Here is a 19864-nt window from a genome sequence, read left to right as displayed (position 1 = left end):
AGGCGGGACGTGGTTAGCGAGCGGGTGCGGATGAGGGATGGGTGGGCGGCAGTTTCGGGCGGGCCGCCGGGGCTGCTGGCAGGCGGTCTTGGACCGTGCGTTGGGCAGACGGCGAGGGCGCGAGTGCAGCACCTACTCGCGGTGAGGCAGCTTCCGCCCGTCGAGGCACGCCGAGTTGATCCAGGCGCGCGTCGATGGCGGTGAGCAGGTTCGGGATGCTGCCACCGTGCCGGGCCTGGGGACCGTCGGGTTCAGAGTCGTAGAGCACTTCGTGGAGTGCGGAGTTGTCGGGGTGCGCGCGGGTCACCATCCAGCTCTCGGGGTGCCCGGGTGGGTGGTCGGTCGGCGGTTCCCGGGGTGGCGAGATCAACAGTGCGCTGCCGTCGGGGAGTTGGGCGTGGACGATGTAGTCGCTGAGGCCGTACTCGACGGTGCACTCCAGGCCGCGCCGACGGAGGGGAGCGGTGAGGTGTCCGTACCCGTGTTCTCGTTCCGGAGGGTCGGCGGCGCCGTGCTGGGGTAGCGGTCCGCTGGTCCGTGCGGTGATGGCTGAGCCCTCTTGCTGGATGGTGACCAGGGGTTGATCGGCGTGCATGAGTGTTCTCCGTGACCGGGTACCCGAGCGGTTGAGGGTGTGAGGCGCGGGCGTGTGGGGTGGGCCGGGGTGGTGGCGTTCCACGAGGATCAGGTGATTGGCCGGTTCGGCCGCGCCGCAGATCGGCGCTAGGGACGTCAGCGGGACCGGCGAGGGATCGGTGGGTTCGGCACCACGGGCGTGGCCGGGGAAGCGGGCAGGGCCGCGCGGTTGCCGGAGGCGGATCGGGCGAGGGCGACCTGGGCGCGCTCGGTCTGTGAGGGCTGGTCGGGATCCATTCGGTTGGCCAGGTAGTCGGCCGCCCGGACGAGCGCCGGGCCTTGGAAGGACAGCTCGTCCGCGTGATGCCAGCCTTCGGAGTTGCGGATCTCCTTGGCCCGGCTCTCGTAGCGCTGCAGCGAGCCTGGTTGCGAGCCCTCCATGAGTGCCATGACCTGGTCCCACTCGTGTTGGATCTGGCCTGCTCGTTCGAGGGTGGTGTCGATTCCGCGCAGCCGTCGGAGGTCGTCGCTAATTGGCCCCTCGACGTAGTCGGCGCCGGTGGCGGCGGCGCGGACGCCGGCCAGTACCTCGGGGCCGTGGGCGAGGAAGACCTCGACGTGTTTCCACGCCTCGGCATCACGTTTCGCTTTGCCGTCCGCGTACTCCTCTTCGTAGGTGGGCCAGCCGTCGTGGTCGCAGAAGGAGTCCGAGACCGCGTCCCAGGCATCGGAGGCTTGCCTGATGCTGGCAGCGGCGGAGGCCAGTGCCGGGATGTGCTGGTGCCACGCCAGGGGGTCGGTGCTCGTCGACGGCTGGGTTTCGTGGGAAGTGGGAGGGGTGGGCACGGTTGTCCTCGTTCCTGTGCCGGTGTTCACCGCGAACGCGACTCTGAGCGGACGGTGTTCGGTGGGAGGGACGCTGGAGTCTCGCTCTGTCGGCCGACGGGAGTCCCGCGGACGGACATGGCTGGGGAGAGACCGGCCGCCGTTGCCGCTCGACGCGAGCGGGAGTGGATCTCGTGGCCTACGTCCTCCGTTACGAGGTGCAGTTCCTCGCCGAGGTCGGTCAGGCGGTCGGCAAGGGTGTCCAGCTCGGCGGCACTGCTGCGGGCGTCGTGGATACGGCACCACTGCGAGGCGGTTTCGAGCATCTGATGCAGTCGCGCCACCGCGCCGAAGTCGTCCGTAATCGCCTTGTGGAACAGCTCGGTGAACTCCTTGGGCCGAGCTGTGGCGAGCCGGTCGTTCCAGTCCACGGCTGGAGCGATAGTGCCCCAACTCGCCGCTGCGGCAGAGTTGTGCTCGTCAAGGCGGCCCGCTCGCCGTTCGGTCGATGGCATGGTTCAACTCCGTTTGAGAGATGGCTAGTTGCTAGGCGGCCATGCGGGCGTCGGTGTCGAACAGCTCGCGTTCGGCCGGGTGCAGGATGTGCTGGGTGATGAAGCTCCGGCCCGCGACCTTCCACAGGCCCCGACCCTTCGTCAGGGCGGACACCGCCTGTGTCTCGATGCCGGTAAGGCCCAACAATGAGGCAGCGGCGGCGAGTTGGTCGGGTTCCTGGCGGTAGATGATGCGGGTGGAACAGTCGGCCAGGAGGCCCTCGGCCAGTACCCGGCCGCGCGAGCCGGCGTCGCCCGCGCTGAGTAGGTCGCTGAGGCGGTGGATGACCATGAGGTTGGCGATGCCGAGTCCGCGCGAGAGCTTCCACTGGGACTGCATGCGCTCCAGCAGACCGACGTGCCTCATCACCCGCCAGGCCTCGTCGTAGATCACCCATCGTCGGCCGCCGTCCGGGTCGGCGAGCGCGGACTCCATCCACGCGCTCGCGCAGGTCATCGCGAGCACCAGGGCGGTGTCGTCGCCGGAGCCGCCGAGCCGGGAGAGGTCGATGGACAGCATCGGGGTGGTCGGGTCGAAGGCCACCGTCGAGGGAGCGTCGAACATGCCGCTCAAGTCGCCGTGCACCAGACGGCGCAGGGCGTGCGCGAGATCCTGCGCGGCGGGCCCCATGCGCCCGGCCTGGTCGCCGAGGGCCCGGTCGAGACGCTCGGGTGAGCCGAGGGCGTGCGCGATATCGCCGAGCAGCGGCACCGCGCCGCCGGCGTCGGCCTCGGCGGCGACCAGGTCGAGCGCGAGGTCCAGGGCGGTGTGCTCCATCGGCATCAGATCGCGCTTCAGCACGGTGCGGGCCAGGGCCGCCAGGAGCAGGAGGCGGCGCTTGCGGACCTCGGTCGACCAGTCGCCTTCGCTCACCGAGGCGGGCCGCGCCGGAGCATCCAGGGGGTTGAGCCTGCCGGGGAGTCCCGGGCCGAGCGCGATGCTGTAGCCGCCGAGGGCCTGAGCGACGGCCGTCCACTCGCCCTTTGGATCACAGGGAACGTAGACCCGGTAGCCGTGCGCGATGGCCCGGGTGGCGATGGACTTGGCCAGCGCACTCTTGCCCATGCCGATGATCCCGGCCAGGACGACGTTCGGGTTGGTGAAGCCCTCGATCCGGCCGCTGCTGTACAGGGAGAACGGGTCGTAGCAGAACGCCGCTTCGGCGTGCACGTCCCTGCCGATGAAGATGCCCTCCGCGCCCAGGCCGCCCTCGGCGAGGAACGGGTAGGCGCCGGACACGGTGGCGGTGGTCATGCGATGGGCGGGCAGGTTGAGCTTGCCGCCCCGGGCGGAGGCGGGGCCGGGGCGCCCGGATGGCGGGTAGGTGGGACGCAGTTGAGGGTCGAGGGTCTGTTCGGCGCGGTGCTTCGGCGGGGCGGTGGCGCGGCGGGCTTTGTGGCGGGCTGCGGCGAAACCGGCGCGGGCGGCCCGCTGCTCGGCGCGTGTTGCCTTGCGGGGGACGAACAGGGGGGAGGCGCTGGCGCGGATGCGGGGCATGAAGGTTTCTCCAGACAGAAAGGGCGGGTCAGCGGCGGACGAGGCCGGTGAACGGCGTGTGCAGGTCGGCCGGGGTGGTGCGGCGGCGCACCAGGTGCGCGGTGCGCTGGTGGCGCTGGCAGATGGTCAACTCCGGTGCACCCTCGGGCAGTTGGGCCTGGCACGCCTCACGGTCGGGCACCTCGCCGGAGTCCGGCCGGGGTGCCGCGTGGTAGGCGGCGTGGACGTGGTCGGCGGCCTGCCAGATCCGCGTGCGGGCGGCGCGGAGGTGGTCGCCCTCGGCCGGGACGAGCTGTCCGGTGCGGCCGGTATGGGCGTCGAGCAGACCGTGCAGCGCGACGAGGTGGGCGTGCAGGGCGTCCAGCTCGGCGCGCGTGGTGACCAGTGGACCGCCTGGGATGTTGAGCGCGCGGTGGAAGTCGAGCGCGGCGGTGGCGAAGGGCACGAAGTCCTGCGAGGTCGGGCCGGCGGTGCGGGACATGGGGGTGCACTTTCGGAGGGAGGGACGGGCGCCGTCAGGCGGCGAGGGCGAGCGGCATGGCGGCGGCGGTGAACGCTTCGGCCTGCTGCCAGGTGAGCGGCCGCAGATCGAGCTGGGCGCCGACGGCCGCGGTCTCCACGACCGCGCAGGCGGAACGGAGTTCCTCCTCGTTGTCGGCCGAGACGGTCAGCAGGCCGGTCAGGGCGACATCCGCGTGGCCCGCGATGAGCTGGCGCTCACGGGACTTGATGTCCTGGTACTCGATCGAGTCGGCCTCGGAGCCGACCTGGCCGCGCCGGGCGCGCTCGGCGGCGTCCGCGATGACGCTGGCCTTCTTGCGCTGGACGTCGCGCAGGGCGGCGTCCAGTCCCTTCGGCTCGTACGACAGGGAGAGCGTGCGCCGGATCCCGGCGGTGAACAGGAGCTGGTGCAGGAAGCCTGCCGAGGTCTCGGTGCGGGGCCAGTTCTCCACCCAGTACGTCGTGTGGACGGCCGAGCCGGTCGCGATGTGGTCCGCCTTCTCGACGACCACGACGGGTCCGGCAGCGGCGGGCTCAGCCTCAGGGCGCCCGGTGGTGGACCAACGGTCAAGTGCTGCAAGGGACTTGGGGTCGTACGCCGTGCGTACGACGGCCGCGATCTCGCGGGCGGTGAGCCAGCCGGTGGGGTTGAGCCCGGCGGTTCGCGCGGCCTGGTCGAAGGTCGAGGTCAGCTGTGCCAGGACGCTGAAGGACCCGGTCAGGCCGCCTCCGGCCTGGTTGATCAGACGCCGTGCGGCCTTCGCGTCCAGCGAGATCGCGACGTAGGCCTCGTGCGGAGCCGCCGCCGGACCCGCGCTCTGGATCAGCTCGTTGTAGATCGCGCCCGCTACCGGGGCCTCGGGCTTGCCGTGTTCCTCCCAGTAGCGGCGCAGGGCGTCGCCGGAGTCCGGGACGGTGCGCTCGATCACCTGGATCCGGGCGACCTGACCGGTGCGGGCGAGCGCGGCCAGCGCGCGTCCCCAGCCGGTGACGTTGGCGTTCTGGGTGCCCGGGTCGAGCAGTGCGTAGGCGCGGGAGGAGACCTTGACGACGGCGGTCAGGGTGCCGGTGTGGGGGTTGTGGATCGCGCCGTAGCGGCGGTCGGGGGCGGTGACCACCCGCAGGCTGGCCGCGGTGCCGGGCAGGTGGAGGAGTCCTTCGCGGACCGGGCGCCGGGAGGGCCGGGTGAGCCAGACAAGCTGGCCCCGCATCCGGCGCAGGACGTAGCGGGTGGCGATCGGAGCCCAGTCGGCCAGGGCACGGCCTCGGTGGCGGACGAAGACGAACAGGGCGATGGCGACCCAGAGAGGGATGAGTTCGAGAGCGCCGGCCACGCCGCGGGTGAGGATCACGGCGAGCAGGAGGAGGCCGGTGAGAGTGACGGCGATCAGTTGCGGGGCGGTTAGGCCGAGCAGGATGCCGCGCCTGCTGCGGTGTGGGAACTTCACGGTGGCCGTGGTGACTTGGGGCTTGTCGGGCATGGTGGTTCCAGACGGTGGGTGCGGGCGGAGGGCGAGGCGTGTGGCGCTCTTCTGGAGGTCACTGCAGGCTCCGTCTGATCGGTGGTGCGGCGGGACAGGGGGCGGGCTGCGGGTGCAGCCCGCCCCCTGTCCGGGAGTTGGTCAGGACTCCGAAGGCGGCTGGGTGGGGAACACCCAGCTTGTCGGCGTTGGGGAACCGGCTGCCGACGGACCGGCGGACGGCGGCGCGGCAGGATCGCTCGCGCTCCCGGGGGCTGCGGTACCAGCGAGAGCCATGCTGCCGCCCGGAGCCGAAGCACCGGCGAACTGCTCACCCTGGGCGTCCCGTTCGGAACCTCCGGAGTCGCCCTCGCCGGGCCGGGTGATCAGTGGCGGGATGCCGGGGCGCTGGATGAGGGCTCGGCCCTTGTCGCCGGAGGCGTTGGGGTCCTCGCCGTACCGGAACCGGGTCTGCGGCTTGGGTACTCCGCCGTTGATGCCCTCCTTGCTGAGGTTGCCGCCGGAGGGGTTGATCCCGGAGGCGACTCCGTCGCTGCCCGCGCCGGGGACCTGGCTGGGACCCTGCGGAGCAGGGGTACCAGTCCGGGTCTGCATCGCGAGGCTGCCCGCGGTCTTCGCGGCTCCGGCGGCGACCGCCAGGCCGGCGACGCCGGTGCGGTGCACGTCGTCGTGGCCGCCGCCGTCGCTGGCCCAGTGGACGAACTTGTAGGTGGCGTACGGGCACAGCAGGACCAGGACCATCACGACGATGCCTGCCATCGCGTCGGACAGCGCGGCCATGCCGTCGTGGGTGTCCGACTTGCCCATCGCCGAGACGCCGATGAGGAAGACGACGGTCATCAGGAGTTTCGAGACGACCAGGGTGGCGGTGGCCTCGATCCAGCCGCGCCGCCATCGCTTGGCGACCTCCCAGCCGCCGCCGGATCCGGCGAACACGGCGAGGGCGACCAGGACCAGGACGCCGACCTTGCGGGCGACCATCACGCCCCAGTACATGAACGCGCCGATCGCACAGCCGAGGGCGACCAGGGATGGGACGCCCCAGCCCAGGCTGTACATCGCCCCCAGTTCGCTGACCTTCACCACACGCCGGACCGCGTCGTCGACCGAGGTGTTGGCCGCTTGGAACAGACCGTCGGACAGTGCGTCGACCACGGTGACGGCGACGGATGTGAAGGCGACGGCGCAGAAGGAGAACAGGACGCCGGTCATCGTGCCGATCGCCGCCTGGGCGAGAGCGCGTTCGTCGCGTCGCCAGGCCGCGGACATCAACTGGATGCAGAACGTGCCGACGGTCAGCGCGAGTCCGATGGGCAGCAGGAGTTCGTAGTTGTCCCGGAACCAGCCGGCGTTGAGATCGATGGCGGTGGTCTCGTTGACGGCCTTCGCGGCGAGATCCGCAGCGCTGGCGGCCAGTTGGCCCGCCGACTTCGCGATCCACGCTCCGATGCCGTCGGTGACGGTCCCGGCGGGGTTGGTGGCGAAGTCGACAGCACCGCACACCTTGTCCATCAGCGGGTAGTCGCAGACTCCCATGGCGCTACCTCCTTTCTGGAGTGCGGGTCAGGGCGCGACGGACGGCATGACGCCGGCCAGAGCGCAGGAACGGGAGGGACGGCACTGGACCGCGAGCGTGGTGACACGGCTCTCAGCACCGCCGGCGGGCGAGCCGTTCCAGGCGATCGACTGCTTGCCGGAGACGGTCACGGCGTAGACGTACGCCTGCGTGATCGTTCCGGGATCCGCCTGGAGGGCCTGGGTGAACGAGTCCGGGAAGTGCCCCTCGTTCACGGCGGCGGTGGCGAACTGGCCGTTGGCGGCCATCTCCTTCCACAGCACGGCCGAGGGAACGACCGCCTCGACCGAGGCGGAGTCGGCGTACCTGGACTCGGTGGTCAGCCACCCGTGCAGCGCGGCCAGCAGCTGCGCCCGGGAGTACGCGCGGGTGTCGTAGGACCACAGCGCTACGGCGGCGGCCTTCCCGAACACGACCGGATCGTGGGTGTCCGGCGGAACCGAGAGCGAGCGTGGGTGCGCACTCGGGGAGGCCGACGTGGACGGTGAAGCGGGCGAGGAAGAGGGGGCGGCCGAACTCGCCTGAGAGGCAATGGAGTTGGAGGTCTCCCTGCTGTCGCGGGTGAGGTAGGCGGCCAGGCCGGCGAGGGCGACGAGGACCACCAGGACGGCGGTGCCGAGCAGCGCCCGGCGGCGCACGCGGGATGCGCCGCCGGGGTTCGTGGAGTGGGCAGGCATCAGTGGACCTGCGTTCCCAGCGTGCTGAAGAACGCGACCACGCCGTTCGCGGCACCCAGCAGGAGGGCCGCGCCGGCACCGACCAGCACACCCTTCTTGCCGTTGGCCTCGGCCTGGTGACCGCCGGAGTGGTGGCCCCAGGCCCACACGCCCGCGCTGACGGCGAGCGCGCCGACCACGGCGATGATCCCGAAGAGGTTGATGGAGCCGATCACCTGCTTGAGGACGGGAAGGCCCGGCAGCCCGCCCTCGTTCGGTTTGATCCCGGGGTCGTAGGCGAGCTGGACGACCTTGTCGGCGAGAAACATTAAGAACTCCAGTTCGATTTAATGCACGCCAAAGCCCGCGAGGGCGAAGCAGCGGTGCGAGAAGAAGAGGGGAGGGGGAAGCGCCAGTCAGACGACTCGGCGGGCCGCGAGAATCTGCGATTTCCAGGACGCGAGGGTCGCGATACGGACCACGTCACCGGTGTGCGGGGCGTTGATGATCAGGCCCTGGCCGATGAACATGCCGACGTGCTCAGGGACTTGGGCCGTCCCCTCGGTGAAGACGAGGTCGCCTGGCTCAAGGGCGTCGACGGATACCGCCTTGCCCTCCTTGACCTGCGTGTACGTCGTCCTGGTCAGGGTGAGCCCGGCGGCCTTGTACGACTGCTGCATCAGGGAGGAGCAGTCGCAGCGGCCCATGGGGTTCGACCCGTGGGAGTTGGTGCAGCTTCCGCCCCACTGATACGGGGTGTTGAGCTGGCCCAGTGCCCAGCGGATCGCTGTCCGGACCTTCGCCGGGGCGTCGGCAGGGATCTTGTAGCCGGCGGGCACCGCCCCGGCGGGGATGGTTCCGAAGTCGGTACCGTCTCCGTCGGCCGTACAACTGCCTGCGGTAGTAGGCGAATTGCTGCCGGTGTCGGCCGAGCCGGACTCCGACGCGCTCGCTGATCCGTCGCTGGCCGTCGGCAGCAGGGGCGCGATGCCCTGCTGCAAGGCGGTGGCCAGGGGCTCCCACTTGGCGTAAGCGTCGCGGAAGCCGGACCTCTGCACCGCCTGGGCGGCCTGGGTGATGGACAGGGACTGCCAGCCCGAGACCTTCTCCAGCGCCTCGTAGAACTTGGTCGCTGAGTGCACCGGGTCGAGGATCTCGTTCACCGTGCCCCAGCCCTGCGACGGACGCTGCTGGAACAGACCCAGCGAATCACGGTCGCCGTAGGTGACGTTGCGCAGACGGCTCTCCTGCAGGGCGGTCGCCAGGGCCACGATCTGCCCGCGGGCCGGGATGTTCATGGCGACGGCGGTGGCCTGGATCGTCTTGGCGTTGGGCACCTGCTCGGTCGGATCGTCCAGCCCCGGCACGGAGACGGTCTCCTTGGTGTCGCCGTCCAGGATCGCCTTCACCTGAGCGGCAACGGCCGAGGTGTCCACAGCCTGTGCGCCGCCGGTCGAGCACGAGGCCGAAGCAGTCCCGGCACCGACGGCGAGGATCGGAACGGTCAGAAGGAGCGAACCGGACCCGATGAGACCGACGACGGCCCCGGTGGTCTTCTTCATCACCGCCGCCGTTCACCGAGACGGTGATGTCGGCCGGGCAGTGGTGCTGGGTCGGGACGCGGGGGTATCAGGGCATGCTGCATCGCAGCGGCTCCTCGTGGTTCGCAGGAGGCGCGGTGCCGACTTCTCGTGCAAGGCCGTCGGCACCGCGCCGATGTGAATCCGCCTCTCAAGGCGGGCCCGGGTCAGGGGAGTTGGTAGCTCCCGGACACCGGTCTCGGGTCACGCGCGGCAGCCGGCCGCGCTCGTAATCTCAGGCGGTACACCGTTCTCCTCACGGCTTCCGGAATGCAGGAGCCAACTCGTCTTCCGGGCAGCTCTGTTGGATGAGATGTCACGGATAGGTACAGGTCAGTGGGGGTGGAGCGGGGGCTCCGTCCGGGTGACTTGGCGAGACAGTAGACGGGGATTCCGGCCGCACCAAACGGCTCCCAGGGCCGGATCCGGAGCAGGGGGCGGTTCGTTGGGTGCGGCCGGAAATCGCGGATACCGTCCGGCGCAACCCCGCCCCGAACGACGGTTGTTGAGCGCCGTCCGGAGCGGGCCGAGTCCCGACGCGCCCTGAAAGAGGCCCCGCACATGAGCTACACGCTGCACCGAGGCGACGCCCTCACCGTGCTGAAGACCCTCCCGGACGAGAGCGTCAACGCCGTCATCACCGACCCGCCGTACAACTCCGGTGGTCGTACGAGTTCGGATCGCACCGGTCGTACCGCACGCGCCAAGTACGTCACCAGCAACAGCGCGCACGACCTGCAGAACTTCCCCGGAGAAAACCGCGACCAGCGGAGCTACCGGAGCTGGCTGACCGCCCTGCTCACCGAGGCGTACCGGGCCGCCACCGAGCATGCGATCGCCGTCGTCTTCTCGGACTGGCGCCAGGAGCCGACCACGTCCGACGCCCTGCAGATGGCGGGCTGGACCTGGAGCGGCACGATCCCGTGGATCAAGCCCGCCAGCCGGCCTCGCAAGGGCGGGTTCAAGCAGTCGTCCGAGTTCATCACCTGGGGCGTCAAGGGCAGCCTCGAAAGGGACCGCGACCTGTACTTGCCCGGCCACTTCATCGCCTCGCAGCCTCGCAAGGACCGGATGCACATCACCCAGAAGCCGGTCGAGGTGATGCAGCAGCTCGTGCAGATCTGCCCCGAGGGCGGAACGGTCCTCGACCCGTTCACCGGCAGCGGCTCCACGGGCGTTGCCGCTCTGCGCGAGGGTCGACGGTTCGTGGGGGTCGAGCTGTCGTCGCACTACGCCAAGGTCGCCGAGCGGAGGCTCCAGGCGGAACTGACCCAGGAGGACTTCGTTCTGGCGGGGCCGGAGGAATGAATATGAGATCTCAACACCGACTTCGCGGCCCACGTAGCGGTGAGTGGTCAAAGCATCGAGGCTTGGAGCACTCACCGCCGTATCGACGGTAACCACCGCGAACACGGCCGCGCGGTCGGCTTCCGCCGCGGAACAGTCCCGAGTCGGCATCCTCGTCATGGTCACCGTCACCGTTGGAAACCCCGCGTCAGCGGGAACCACCGCTCGGAAGCCTCATCGAGCATCGCCGCCCACGGAACACCCCCGCGTCGGCGGGGACCACCGGGCCAACGAGCCGAGCAGCAGCAGACGCCGCGGAACACCCCCGCGTCGGCGGGGACCACCGGGCCAACGAGCCGAGCAGCAGCAGACGCCGCGGAACACCCCCGCGTCGGCGGGAACCACGAACGGCCGTTCAGCCACTGGGAGTTGGTCTCCGGAACACCCCCGCGTCGACGGGGACCACGGCATCCGCGCCGAGTCCAGCAACTCGCTCCGCGGAACACCCCCGCCTCGGCGGGGACCACGTCCCTTAATCAAGGCGCCAGGACCCTGACGCCCGGAACACCCCCGCGTCGGCGGGGACCACGTCGTGTCCGGAGTCGGGGCGCCCTCGTTGTACGTGGTCCCCGCCGACGCGGGGGTGAACCGGAATCGGAGCTCGGGGAGGCTCGGGGACATGCTCATCGTCCAGTGGTCCCCGCCGACGCAGGGGTGAACCGTGGCCGTCCTGGTTGTCCAGCCTCAGGGAGGCGTGCTCCCCGCCTATGCGGGGGTGAACCGAAAAGTGGCCCCGTCTACCGACCTTGGACAAGGTGGTCCCCGCCGACGCGGGGGTGATCCGCCGTCGCAGTGGTGGGTTATGCCGGCGCCGGGGTGGTCCCCGCCAGCGCAGTGGTGATCCGTAACAGGGGGTGCTGATCTACGAGTTGGGCTCGTGTCCCCGCGACGCGGGGGTGATCCAATGAAATGGAAACTAGGTCGCCCCGGCGATGCGTCCTGCCCGCGTCGGCGGGAACTACCGATTCGGGCATCGCGCTGTATGCCTCAGCGACGGAACACCCCCGTGTCGGCGGGGACCACGGCGCCAGCCACTCGAAGGGGAACCCGATCTGCGGATCACCCCCGCGTCGGCGGGAACCACTCCAAGGCCGACAGCAACATCCTCTGCCAGCTCGGAACACCCCCGCGTTGGCGGGGAGCACTCCGTGATCGAGATCTTCAGCCCCCGCACGAACGGAACACCCCCGCATCGGCAGAGACCACAAGTCATCGTGCACGAGTTCGAGGGTAAACGGCGGAACACCCCGCCTCGGCGGGGACCACGTTCAGGTTCGGATTACGCCCGACGGGACCGCCGGATCACCCCCGCGTCGGCGGGGACCACGCCCATGCACCTCGACCCGTCCGTACGGCACACGGAACACCCCCGCGTCGGCGGGAGTCGCTTTTTCTCGCAGGTTGGGCCGTAGCAGCTCACCGGAATGCCCCCCCGCGTCAGCGGGGAGGTCTGCGGCCGGTCGTCCGTCGGGCCTTGTGCTGGCTTTCCTGCCGGGGTGGCGTTGTTGCTTTGTGTTGTCAAGGAGCTTGCGGTGCCGGGCTCAAGCGTTGTCAGCCTAGTGGAGTGGGTCCGGAAGGGGATTTGACCTGTGGTTACTGACCTTTTCGGGTTGCCTTCGGGTGGTGACGTTGGGTGATCCCTGCGGTATGCCGGTGTTATGCGGTACGCGGATGGTGGGGGCCTGACTGCTGAGCGGCGGGCTGCGCGTGAAGGGATCCGGCTGGAGGCCGGGCAGAGGTTCGAACGAGGTGACAGGACTTCGGACATCGCCAAGGACCTGCGGGTGAGTGAGCGTTCGGTGGAGCAATGGCGCCGGGACTGGCGTGAAGGCGGTATCGAGGGTCTGAGGTCGAAGGGGCCCGCGAAACTGCCGAAGCTGTCGGATGAACGGTTCGCTCTGCTGGAAGGGGAGCTGGCCAAAGGGCCGGCTGCGCATGGCTGGGAAGATCAGCGGTGGACCCTGGAACGCGTCGGAACGCTGATCGGCCGCCGGTTCGAGGTCAGTTGCTCGATCGCGGGAGTGTGGCGGCTTCTGCACCGCCACGGCTGGTCCTGGCAGAGCCCGGCCCGTCGCGCGCTGGAACGTGACGAACACGCGGTCGGGCTCTGGAAGAAGGACGTGTGGCCGCAGGTGGAAGCACCGCGGCGGCGCTCGATGCCTGGATCGTCTTCGAGGACGAGGCCGGGTTCGCGATGACGCCGCCACGCGCCCGCACGTGGGGCCGGCGCGGGCAGACTCCCGTGGTCCGGGTGCGTGGACGGTGCCGGCGACGGATTTCGGTCGCCGCACTCTGCTGCTACCGGCCGGGCGAACGGTCCCGGCTGATCTACCGGCCCCGCTTTCACCTGCTCCTCAAAGGCGCACGCAAGAGTTTTGCCTGGCAGGACTACCGTGACCTCCTGGTCCGCGCGCACCTGCAACTCGGCGCCCCGATTATTGTCGTCTGGGATAATTTGAACACCCACCGTGCTGTCGGAATGCGGGAGTACGCAGCCGGCCATGAATGGCTCACCGTTGTCCAACTACCCTCCTACAGCCCGGACTTGAATCCCGTCGAAGGCATCTGGTCGTGGTTACGGCGCGGGCCGATGGCCAACACCGCGTTCACCGATCCCGACCACCTCACCCGCACCCTCCGCCGAGGGCTCGCCCACATCCAGCGTCACCCCGAACTCATCAACGGCTGCCTCACCGAAACCGGACTGACCCTCACCCCAGATCCCCCGAAGCCAATCCGAAAAGGTCAGTAAGGGATGGCTCTGTGTCTCGGGAAGTTCAAAAATCGTAGTAGCCAGGGCGGTTGGTCGGTTTGGATAGGCGCGTGGCTGATTCTGGGCGCGATGGCGGCTTGGACGTTTGCGGACCTTGGGGGAAGGCGGGCGGTGGTTCTGTTCCGCATCCTCTGATTTGCCATGCACTTGATACGGCGGTCGTGGCTGAGACGCTGCTGGACGTGTTGCTGGGGCCGCACTGTCGGCAAGAGTTGGTAGACGCGTTCGGCCCGCTGGGTGATGCTGCGAGCTGGGTGTCGGTTCTGGCCGGGCTGCATGATCTGGGTAAGTTTTCTCCCACATTTCAGGGACTGCGCGAGGACATTGCTGCGGAGTCCATGGGGCCTGTGGCTGCGGTGCAGATTCGGCGGCTTGTGCAGTGGAAGAGGAGTGGAGCGCGCACAGACTGCCATCACGGGGTGCTGACGGTGGTGCACTGGTTGCGGATTTTGCGTTCCTGGGGTGCAGTGCCGGCTGCGGCTCGCTCGATTGCGTGGGCCTTGGGCGGGCACCACGGCGTGATCCCGAGGGCGGCGTCGGTACAGCAGGCCCGACAGGCGGTGGGGGACAACGGTGGTCCTCGGTGGGCTGCAGGCTGTGATCATCTGGTGCGCAGGGTCGTTGAGTTGTGGGGATTGCCGGAGCCGGAAGGCCTGCCCTGGCACGAGGTGCGTCTGAGCCCGGAGGCCGTGGTGGGGCTGGCGGGGCTGACGTCGGTCAGCGACTGGATTGCCTCCGCGAGGGCGGAGGAGGACTACGTCGGCACGGACGTCGACTTGGCCTCATATCTGGTGCAGGCACGTCAGGTTGAGGTGAAGAAGGTCGAGCGGCTGGCGTGGCGGCCGTGGCGGCCGGCTGAAGACACGAGGTTCCGCTCGCTCTTTGCCGAGGAGCGTACGCCGCATCCCGTCCAGGTTGCGGTCGAGGACGTGGTGAGCCGGATGCGAGGTCCGGGGATCGTGGTGGTGGCGGCTCCGACGGGCGAGGGGAAGACGAAGGCCGCTTTGCAGGCGGCGGCCACGCTGGTGCGTCGGTTCGGTCTGCGGGGCTTTTATGTGGCGATGCCGTCGCGTGTCACTAGTAATCAGGCGTTCGATGTCGTGGATCAACTCCTGCACGGGCAGGAAGCGCCACCGGTTCGATTGCTGCATTCGACTGCCGGTGAGTATCTCAAGGCCCGGTCAGCGGAGGCGGATGCAGCCGAGGCGGTACGTCCGGTCGGCGTCGACGTTGATGGCGGAAGAGACGGTGACGGAGATGCGGCCGAGTGGTTCGCTCACAAACGGGGGCTGTTGGCGCCCCTGGGAGTGGGCACGGTCGACCAGGCGTTGATGGCGGCCTTGCGTTCCAGCCATGTTTTCGTGCGTCTGTCGGGGCTGTCGGGCAAGGTTGTGGTGTTTGACGAAGTCCACGGCTATGACGTCCACATGTCCACGCTGATGGACCGTCTGCTGTGGTGGCTGGGGAAAATGAGGGTGCCGGTCGTGCTGTTGTCCGCGACGCTACCGGCCCGTAGACAACACACACTCGTGGAAAGCTGGCGCGCGGGCGCGTCGGGCGAGATGCCCCATGAGCCATCGCTGTCAGAACTGCATGCCGGTGCGTACCCGCGGGTGACGTGGGCGGACACCGAGACTCACGCGGCAGAAACAGTAGACGTGGAGGCTTCCTCGCTGAACGCAGACCGGGTGGTGGAGTTGGTGCGCGTCGACTTCGAGGAGCGTGCCGAGTGGGCTGTGCAGCAAGCCTGTCTGGACCGCTGCGTGGCCGTCGTCCACAACGTTGTCCAGCATGCGGTCGACGCCTACGAGCAGATCGTCGAGTGTGTGGACCAACTGCCGTCCGAAGAGCGGCCGGAGGTTTTCCTGCTGCACGGGCAACTCCTTCAGGCACATCGGGCACGCGTCGAGACTCAGATCCGCACGAAGTTCGGGCGACCGGATGATCGAGGAACGGCTGAGCGACCGTTGCGGGCGATCGTCGTGGGTACCCAGTTGCTGGAAGGGGGCTTGGACGTGGACTTCGACGTGATGATCAGCGCCCTGGCTCCGATCGACAGCCTGATTCAGCGAATGGGGCGAATTCAGCGGCACCGGCGCGGCGATGACCGGCCCGGCCTGCTGATGGCTCTGACCGGCGTGGAGGAGAAGCGGAAGAAGATCGCGTTTCCGCCGTACACGACTCACGTGTACGCGGAGTCGGTCTTGTTGCGCACCTGGGCGTTGCTGCGGAACCGTACTCGGCTGAACTGTCCGCACGAGGTGCAGCAGCTCGTCGACCTGGTCTACGGGCCCGGTGAGGCGCTGGAGTGCCCGCAGGGGTGGGAGGACCAGTGGGTGAAGGCGGCTGGGCAGTTGGGGCGGAGTATCGCCCGCAAGGAGGAAAACGCGCAGGCTGTGCGGTTGCCGCAGCCCCGGGACGATGTGCAGCTGTGGGAGTTGACCGCGAAGGCGACCGGGGCGGGCCGTACCCGCCAGGAGAGCTACCGGCGAGACGAAGGGCGCTGAAGTGATACTCGACGACGAGGCCGCGGCCTGTCTGTCGGACGAAGAGGCGGGAGCGGCGGTGCGCGTCGTCGTCGTGTGCCGGCTGCCCGACTCGCCGCTGGTCGTCCCGCTCGCGGGTGGGGCCCCTGTGGATTTGCGGTCAACCGTAAACGCGAGCAGCAGCGAGGTGGTTCAGGGCCTGCTGGATTCGTCACTGGAGTTGGAGGCCGCTGGCGGCATTCATCCTGGAGTGGTTGATGCCGTTCGGCGGGTCGCTGTGCCACCGCTGTTTCGGGCCAGCCCCTGGCTGAGGCAATACCGTCCGCTCGTCCTGGAGGACGGCCACATCGTGCTGGCCGGTGTCCGCGTCATATACCGCATCGATCGCGGTCTGTGTGTGGAACCAGCCGACTTGACCACCGGATGATCCTTCTCCGCTGAACCTCGCCCCGATTGTCAGTGGCGTTTGCCAGAATCGCCACCTGCACGAATCTGAGGGAGGGGATAGCAGGCTGTGGGGTTCAATCTGTTCACCGAGCCGTGGCTGCCGGTGGTGTGTCTGGACGGAAGCCGTCAAGAGATAGGCCTGGCCGAGGCCTTGAGCAACGCTGGGGCCTATCGCCGCCTGGCAGGAACCACCCCGACGATGACCGCGGCGTTGCACCGTGTGCTGTTGGCGCTGGCCCACCGGGTGTACCAGCCCCTGAATGCTGCACGCTGGGCCGAGTTGTGGCAGGCGCAGGCTGATGGCGGGCTGCCTCAGGCCGAGTTGGCGAACTACCGGGACGAGTACGGAGAACGCTTCGAACTGTTCCATCCGCACACGCCCTTCTTCCAGTGCCCGGCCCTGGACAACGCGCCGGCTACTACGGCGAAGCTCGTGGCGTACCGGGCCACCGGCAGCAACCGGACGCTGTTCGACCACACCACCGCCGATCAACGCCCCTTGCTGCAGCCGGCGGAGGCGGCCCGCTGGCTAGTGACCACACAGGCCTACGACACCTCCGGTACCAAGCAGCCCTACCGCACGGAGCGGAGCGCGGAAGGCGGTCTGGGCAACCGATTCGGCTGTGTTGTGGTCGAAGGCGCCACGCTGCACGAGACTCTGTTGCTGAACATGCAGTTCTACCGTCCCGAGGTAGAACTCCCTGTGCGCACCACGGCGCAGGACCGACCGGTGTGGGAAGCGACGCAACCGCCGGACCCCGAGCCCGATGCCCGGCCACCGCTGGGGTGGACGGACCTGCTCACCTGGCCCTCCCGCCGCATTCTGCTGTCCACGTCGGACAAGGCCGGCGCAACACTGGTCGATGGAGTGGTGCTCACGCCCGGTACACGGATGGAGGGCAACCTCGTCGACCTGGAGGCCATGGCGGCCTTTCGACGACCCTGGCTGAAAGGCAACAAACAGGGCAACTTCAAGCCGGTCAGCCTCGATGAACTGCGCGGCGTGTGGCGACACAGCCAGGAACTGTTGCTGTCCTCCGACCCACGCTGGTGGAACACCTGGCGCGGACGCATGCGCGCCACAGGACCACTGCCCGCCCAGGAGCCCCAGCGACAGCGACCCGCTGCACTGGATCACATCGCTGAACTCGTCGAAGACGGTCTGATCGCCGAGGACACCGTCTACACCCTGCGCATCTTCGGCCAGCAACTCGGCGACCAGGGCGGCGACACCTACGCCTGGTACGAGGAAGCCGTTCCCGCGCCCGTCGCCCTGTTGCGGGCCGAGAGCGCCCGCGTGGGCTACATCATCGGCTACGCGGTGTCTCTGGCCAGCGATCTCGGCGCGGGACTGAAGCTCATGGAACGCCAGTACAGCGCCGACTTCCACAGCGAACTCACCAAGGACCAGGAGAAGAAGCTCACCGACCTGGAGATCTGGTACTGGCCACGCCTGACGGCGCCCTTCGCTACCTTCCTGCGCGAACTGGGAGAGGCGGTGCGGCACGCAACCGATGAGACCGAACCGGCCGAACGGTGGGGCACCGCCGTCGTGGAACTCGCCGACAAGGCGGCCTGGCAGTGGCTGGAAGGCGCCCCCCGGCGAGACCGCTCTTTGCTGACAGCGAGTGCCCACTTCGACGATTTCCAACGCGCGAAGTACCAGCTGCACCGCATCTTCCGCGGCGGACTCGCCCGATACAGCGCACCTGACCAGGGAGACGCATGACGACCGCCCACAATGACACCGCCAGCCAGCGGGACAGCGTCCGCCGGCGCCGCGGTGACTTCGTCACCCACCTCTACGGGCTGCACCGCACCATCTCCTCCGACAACCGGCACGCCGTTGCCGAAGCCCGCCGTGTCATGGCACGACTGCGCCGTTGCTTCGCCGGCCCACGTCAGGAAGCCGACGCGTACGAGACCGTATTTGACTTCGACCCGCCCGAAGCCGAACAGCACGTCTGGCTGCTCGTCGCCGGACTGTTCGCCCTGCACCCCCAACCGCGGCTCGAAAAACGCCACCACCGCGCCTCCATCGGTACCGCCATGGGAATACTCGCCCACGATCGCGGCGACTCCGTGCGACGGCGCTTCACCCAACTGGTGTCCGTGGAGGGCCCATCCCTGCCTCACTACCTGCGCCAGTGCGTGCAGCTCCTGAGCACCGCGGCCGTCCCGCTTGACTACTACCGACTCCTCGACGAGCTGGTCGAACTGCTCACCGACGACCCGTACGGCCGAAACACCCAGCGCCGCCAACGCATCCGCCTGACCTGGGCCCGTGACTACCACCGGGCCGGCCGCCCCGACGGCGCCGCCACAGAGGACGAGCCCGAAACCGGCCCCGAAGAACCCACCGCCTGACCCGAAGGACCGTCATGCTCATCGAACTTCACCTGTTGCAGTCCTTCCCGGTCAGCAACCTCAACCGAGACGACCTCGGACAGCCCAAGACCGCACGCTTCGGCGGCTACACCCGCGCGAGGATCTCCAGCCAGTCCCTCAAACGCGCGGCACGCAATCTGTTCGCCGAACACGGTCTCGACCCAGCCGAGCTGGGAGTCCGCACCAAACGCCTGCGAGATGCCGCAGCCGGCATTCTGTCCGCGCGAGGCCGAGACGCAGAACAGGCTTCCGAGATCTGCCAAGCCGGTCTGGAAGCACTCGGATTCGCCGCGCACGCCGCGACCGGCCTGACCAAATACCTGCTGTACGTGGGGAAGCCCGCCCAACAGCTACTGGCCGACTACTGCGACCAACGCTGGGACGAGCTGGCCACGACCGTGGCCGAGGCGAAGAAGCGCAAGCAGAAGCAGGAGCAGGAAAAGACACCACGCAAAACCACCACCGCGAAGGTGGCCGCGAAAAAGCCCACCAAACAGAACCAGGAGGAAGCCAAGCGCATTCTCGACGGCACCCGGGCCGCCGACATCGCCATGTTCGGCCGCATGATCGCCGACAACACCGACTTCAACGTCAATGCCGCCTCCCAGGTCGCCCACGCCCTCTCCACCCACGCCGTCGTCAACGAATTCGACTACTACACAGCTCTCGACGACCTCAGGCCCGACGCCGAACCCGGCGCAGACATGATCGGCACCGTCGACTTCAACGCCGCCTGCTTTTACCGGTACGCCAACCTCGACCTCAGCCAGCTGGCCACAAACCTGCCGGACGATCCCGACCTCGCCGCCCGCAGCGCCCGCGCATGGCTGCACTCCTTCATCCACGCGGTACCCGGCGGCAAGCAGAACTCCATGGCTGCCCGCACCATGCCCCAGACCCTCATCGGAGTCGTCCGCGAAACCGGCGCCTGGAACCTGGCCAATGCCTTCCTCAGCCCCGTCACCGACGTACCCGATCTCATGGCCGCCTCAACCCAGCGCCTCGTCGACCACTTCCAGCAGCTCCGCAGCTTCTACGGAGACACCCAGCTACGCAACATCACCATGGCCTCGGTGGACCATGACCTCTCCGACGTCGCCGACCAGGAAATCGCCCCCACGCTCGACGACTTCGTCTCCCGCCTCCTGACGGCCACCAAGGGCTGATCACAGTGGC

The 19864-nt window shown here is 68.7% G+C and carries 17 protein-coding genes; 7 read left to right on the top strand and 10 right to left on the bottom strand.

The window, feature by feature from the left end:
• Positions 1 to 13: 13 nt before the first annotated feature.
• The 10 genes from OG226_RS12100 to OG226_RS12055 all read right to left on the bottom strand — a co-directional run bounded on the left by OG226_RS12100 (position 14) and on the right by OG226_RS12055 (position 9229).
• Entirely contained in the window at positions 14 to 595 is a 582-nt protein-coding gene (locus OG226_RS12100) for a hypothetical protein (protein WP_329348901.1), read from the bottom strand.
• Between the two features lie 137 nt (positions 596 to 732).
• Entirely contained in the window at positions 733 to 1422 is a 690-nt protein-coding gene (locus OG226_RS12095) for a hypothetical protein (protein WP_329348900.1), read from the bottom strand.
• Positions 1423 to 1448: 26 nt separating this feature from the next.
• Entirely contained in the window at positions 1449 to 1832 is a 384-nt protein-coding gene (locus tag OG226_RS12090; RefSeq protein WP_329348899.1) for a hypothetical protein, read from the bottom strand.
• A 115-nt stretch (positions 1833 to 1947) separates the two neighbouring features.
• Positions 1948 to 3453 carry an ATP-binding protein gene (locus OG226_RS12085; RefSeq protein WP_329348898.1) on the bottom strand — a complete coding sequence of 502 codons (1506 nt, stop codon included), beginning with the start codon at positions 3451 to 3453 and terminating at the stop codon, positions 1948 to 1950.
• Positions 3454 to 3481: 28 nt separating this feature from the next.
• The gene (locus tag OG226_RS12080) at positions 3482 to 3934 is read right to left on the bottom strand and encodes a DUF6238 family protein (RefSeq protein WP_329348897.1); all 453 of its coding nucleotides are present in this window, start codon (positions 3932 to 3934) and stop codon (positions 3482 to 3484) included.
• A 34-nt stretch (positions 3935 to 3968) separates the two neighbouring features.
• Positions 3969 to 5435 carry an SCO6880 family protein gene (locus OG226_RS12075; RefSeq protein ID WP_329348896.1) on the bottom strand — a complete coding sequence of 489 codons (1467 nt, stop codon included), beginning with the start codon at positions 5433 to 5435 and terminating at the stop codon, positions 3969 to 3971.
• Positions 5436 to 5576: 141 nt separating this feature from the next.
• Entirely contained in the window at positions 5577 to 6971 is a 1395-nt protein-coding gene (locus tag OG226_RS12070) for an SCO6881 family protein (protein ID WP_329348895.1), read from the bottom strand.
• A 27-nt stretch (positions 6972 to 6998) separates the two neighbouring features.
• Positions 6999 to 7688 carry a hypothetical protein gene (locus OG226_RS12065; RefSeq protein ID WP_329348894.1) on the bottom strand — a complete coding sequence of 230 codons (690 nt, stop codon included), beginning with the start codon at positions 7686 to 7688 and terminating at the stop codon, positions 6999 to 7001.
• The gene (locus tag OG226_RS12060) at positions 7688 to 7996 is read right to left on the bottom strand and encodes a DUF6112 family protein (RefSeq protein ID WP_329348892.1); all 309 of its coding nucleotides are present in this window, start codon (positions 7994 to 7996) and stop codon (positions 7688 to 7690) included. Before OG226_RS12060 ends, OG226_RS12065 begins: the two co-directional genes overlap by 1 nt.
• Positions 7997 to 8083: 87 nt before the next feature.
• Positions 8084 to 9229, bottom strand: coding sequence for a C40 family peptidase (locus tag OG226_RS12055; protein ID WP_329348891.1), 1146 nt, complete (start codon positions 9227 to 9229; stop codon positions 8084 to 8086).
• Positions 9230 to 9808: 579 nt separating this feature from the next.
• Between OG226_RS12055 and OG226_RS12050 the strand changes: the two genes are divergently transcribed.
• The 7 genes from OG226_RS12050 to cas7e all read left to right on the top strand — a co-directional run bounded on the left by OG226_RS12050 (position 9809) and on the right by cas7e (position 19854).
• Positions 9809 to 10555: a DNA-methyltransferase gene (locus OG226_RS12050; protein ID WP_329348890.1), complete on the top strand. Its 747-nt coding sequence runs from the start codon at positions 9809 to 9811 to the stop codon at positions 10553 to 10555.
• 1697 nt (positions 10556 to 12252) lie between these two features.
• Positions 12253 to 13346 (top strand): IS630 family transposase gene (locus OG226_RS51545; protein ID WP_443066882.1). Its coding sequence is split into 2 segments (ribosomal slippage): positions 12253 to 12709 and positions 12709 to 13346, totalling 1095 coding nucleotides; the frame shifts between segments, so codons are not numbered across the junction.
• A gap of 71 nt (positions 13347 to 13417) precedes the next feature.
• Positions 13418 to 15874, top strand: a complete 2457-nt coding sequence (cas3, locus tag OG226_RS12035) for a CRISPR-associated helicase Cas3' (RefSeq protein WP_329348887.1) — start codon at positions 13418 to 13420, stop codon at positions 15872 to 15874.
• Between the two features lies 1 nt (position 15875).
• Positions 15876 to 16280 carry a hypothetical protein gene (locus OG226_RS12030; RefSeq protein ID WP_329348886.1) on the top strand — a complete coding sequence of 135 codons (405 nt, stop codon included), beginning with the start codon at positions 15876 to 15878 and terminating at the stop codon, positions 16278 to 16280.
• Positions 16281 to 16367: 87 nt separating this feature from the next.
• On the top strand, positions 16368 to 18029 hold the full coding sequence (gene casA, locus OG226_RS12025; RefSeq protein ID WP_329348884.1) for a type I-E CRISPR-associated protein Cse1/CasA: 1662 nt from the start codon (positions 16368 to 16370) through the stop codon (positions 18027 to 18029).
• A complete protein-coding gene (gene casB / locus OG226_RS12020; RefSeq protein WP_329348883.1) occupies positions 18026 to 18667 on the top strand; it encodes a type I-E CRISPR-associated protein Cse2/CasB in 642 nt (213 codons plus the stop codon). The genes casA and casB overlap by 4 nt, the downstream gene beginning before the upstream one ends.
• A gap of 14 nt (positions 18668 to 18681) precedes the next feature.
• On the top strand, positions 18682 to 19854 hold the full coding sequence (gene cas7e / locus OG226_RS12015) for a type I-E CRISPR-associated protein Cas7/Cse4/CasC (protein WP_019064973.1): 1173 nt from the start codon (positions 18682 to 18684) through the stop codon (positions 19852 to 19854).
• Positions 19855 to 19864: the final 10 nt, after the last annotated feature.

This window comes from Streptomyces sp. NBC_01261 (genome assembly GCF_036226385.1).
Taxonomy (GTDB): Bacteria; Actinomycetota; Actinomycetes; order Streptomycetales; family Streptomycetaceae; genus Streptomyces.
The sequence above is the reverse complement of the archived record's forward strand: the minus strand, read 5'-3'. Positions and strand labels throughout refer to the sequence as shown.

Excerpts from the sequence above, each read along its gene's own strand:
- casB (WP_329348883.1), top strand. The coding sequence starts at position 18,026 with ATGACGACCGCCCACAATGACACCGCCAGCCAGCGGGACAGCGTCCGC.
- OG226_RS12080 (WP_329348897.1), bottom strand. The coding sequence starts at position 3,934 with ATGTCCCGCACCGCCGGCCCGACCTCGCAGGACTTCGTGCCCTTCGCC.
- OG226_RS12050 (WP_329348890.1), top strand. The coding sequence starts at position 9,809 with ATGAGCTACACGCTGCACCGAGGCGACGCCCTCACCGTGCTGAAGACC.
- OG226_RS12085 (WP_329348898.1), bottom strand. The coding sequence starts at position 3,453 with ATGCCCCGCATCCGCGCCAGCGCCTCCCCCCTGTTCGTCCCCCGCAAG.
- OG226_RS12070 (WP_329348895.1), bottom strand. The coding sequence starts at position 6,971 with ATGGGAGTCTGCGACTACCCGCTGATGGACAAGGTGTGCGGTGCTGTC.
- OG226_RS12100 (WP_329348901.1), bottom strand. The coding sequence starts at position 595 with ATGCACGCCGATCAACCCCTGGTCACCATCCAGCAAGAGGGCTCAGCC.
- OG226_RS12075 (WP_329348896.1), bottom strand. The coding sequence starts at position 5,435 with ATGCCCGACAAGCCCCAAGTCACCACGGCCACCGTGAAGTTCCCACAC.
- OG226_RS12055 (WP_329348891.1), bottom strand. The coding sequence starts at position 9,229 with ATGAAGAAGACCACCGGGGCCGTCGTCGGTCTCATCGGGTCCGGTTCG.
- OG226_RS12065 (WP_329348894.1), bottom strand. The coding sequence starts at position 7,688 with ATGCCTGCCCACTCCACGAACCCCGGCGGCGCATCCCGCGTGCGCCGC.
- OG226_RS12060 (WP_329348892.1), bottom strand. The coding sequence starts at position 7,996 with ATGTTTCTCGCCGACAAGGTCGTCCAGCTCGCCTACGACCCCGGGATC.
- cas7e (WP_019064973.1), top strand. The coding sequence starts at position 18,682 with ATGCTCATCGAACTTCACCTGTTGCAGTCCTTCCCGGTCAGCAACCTC.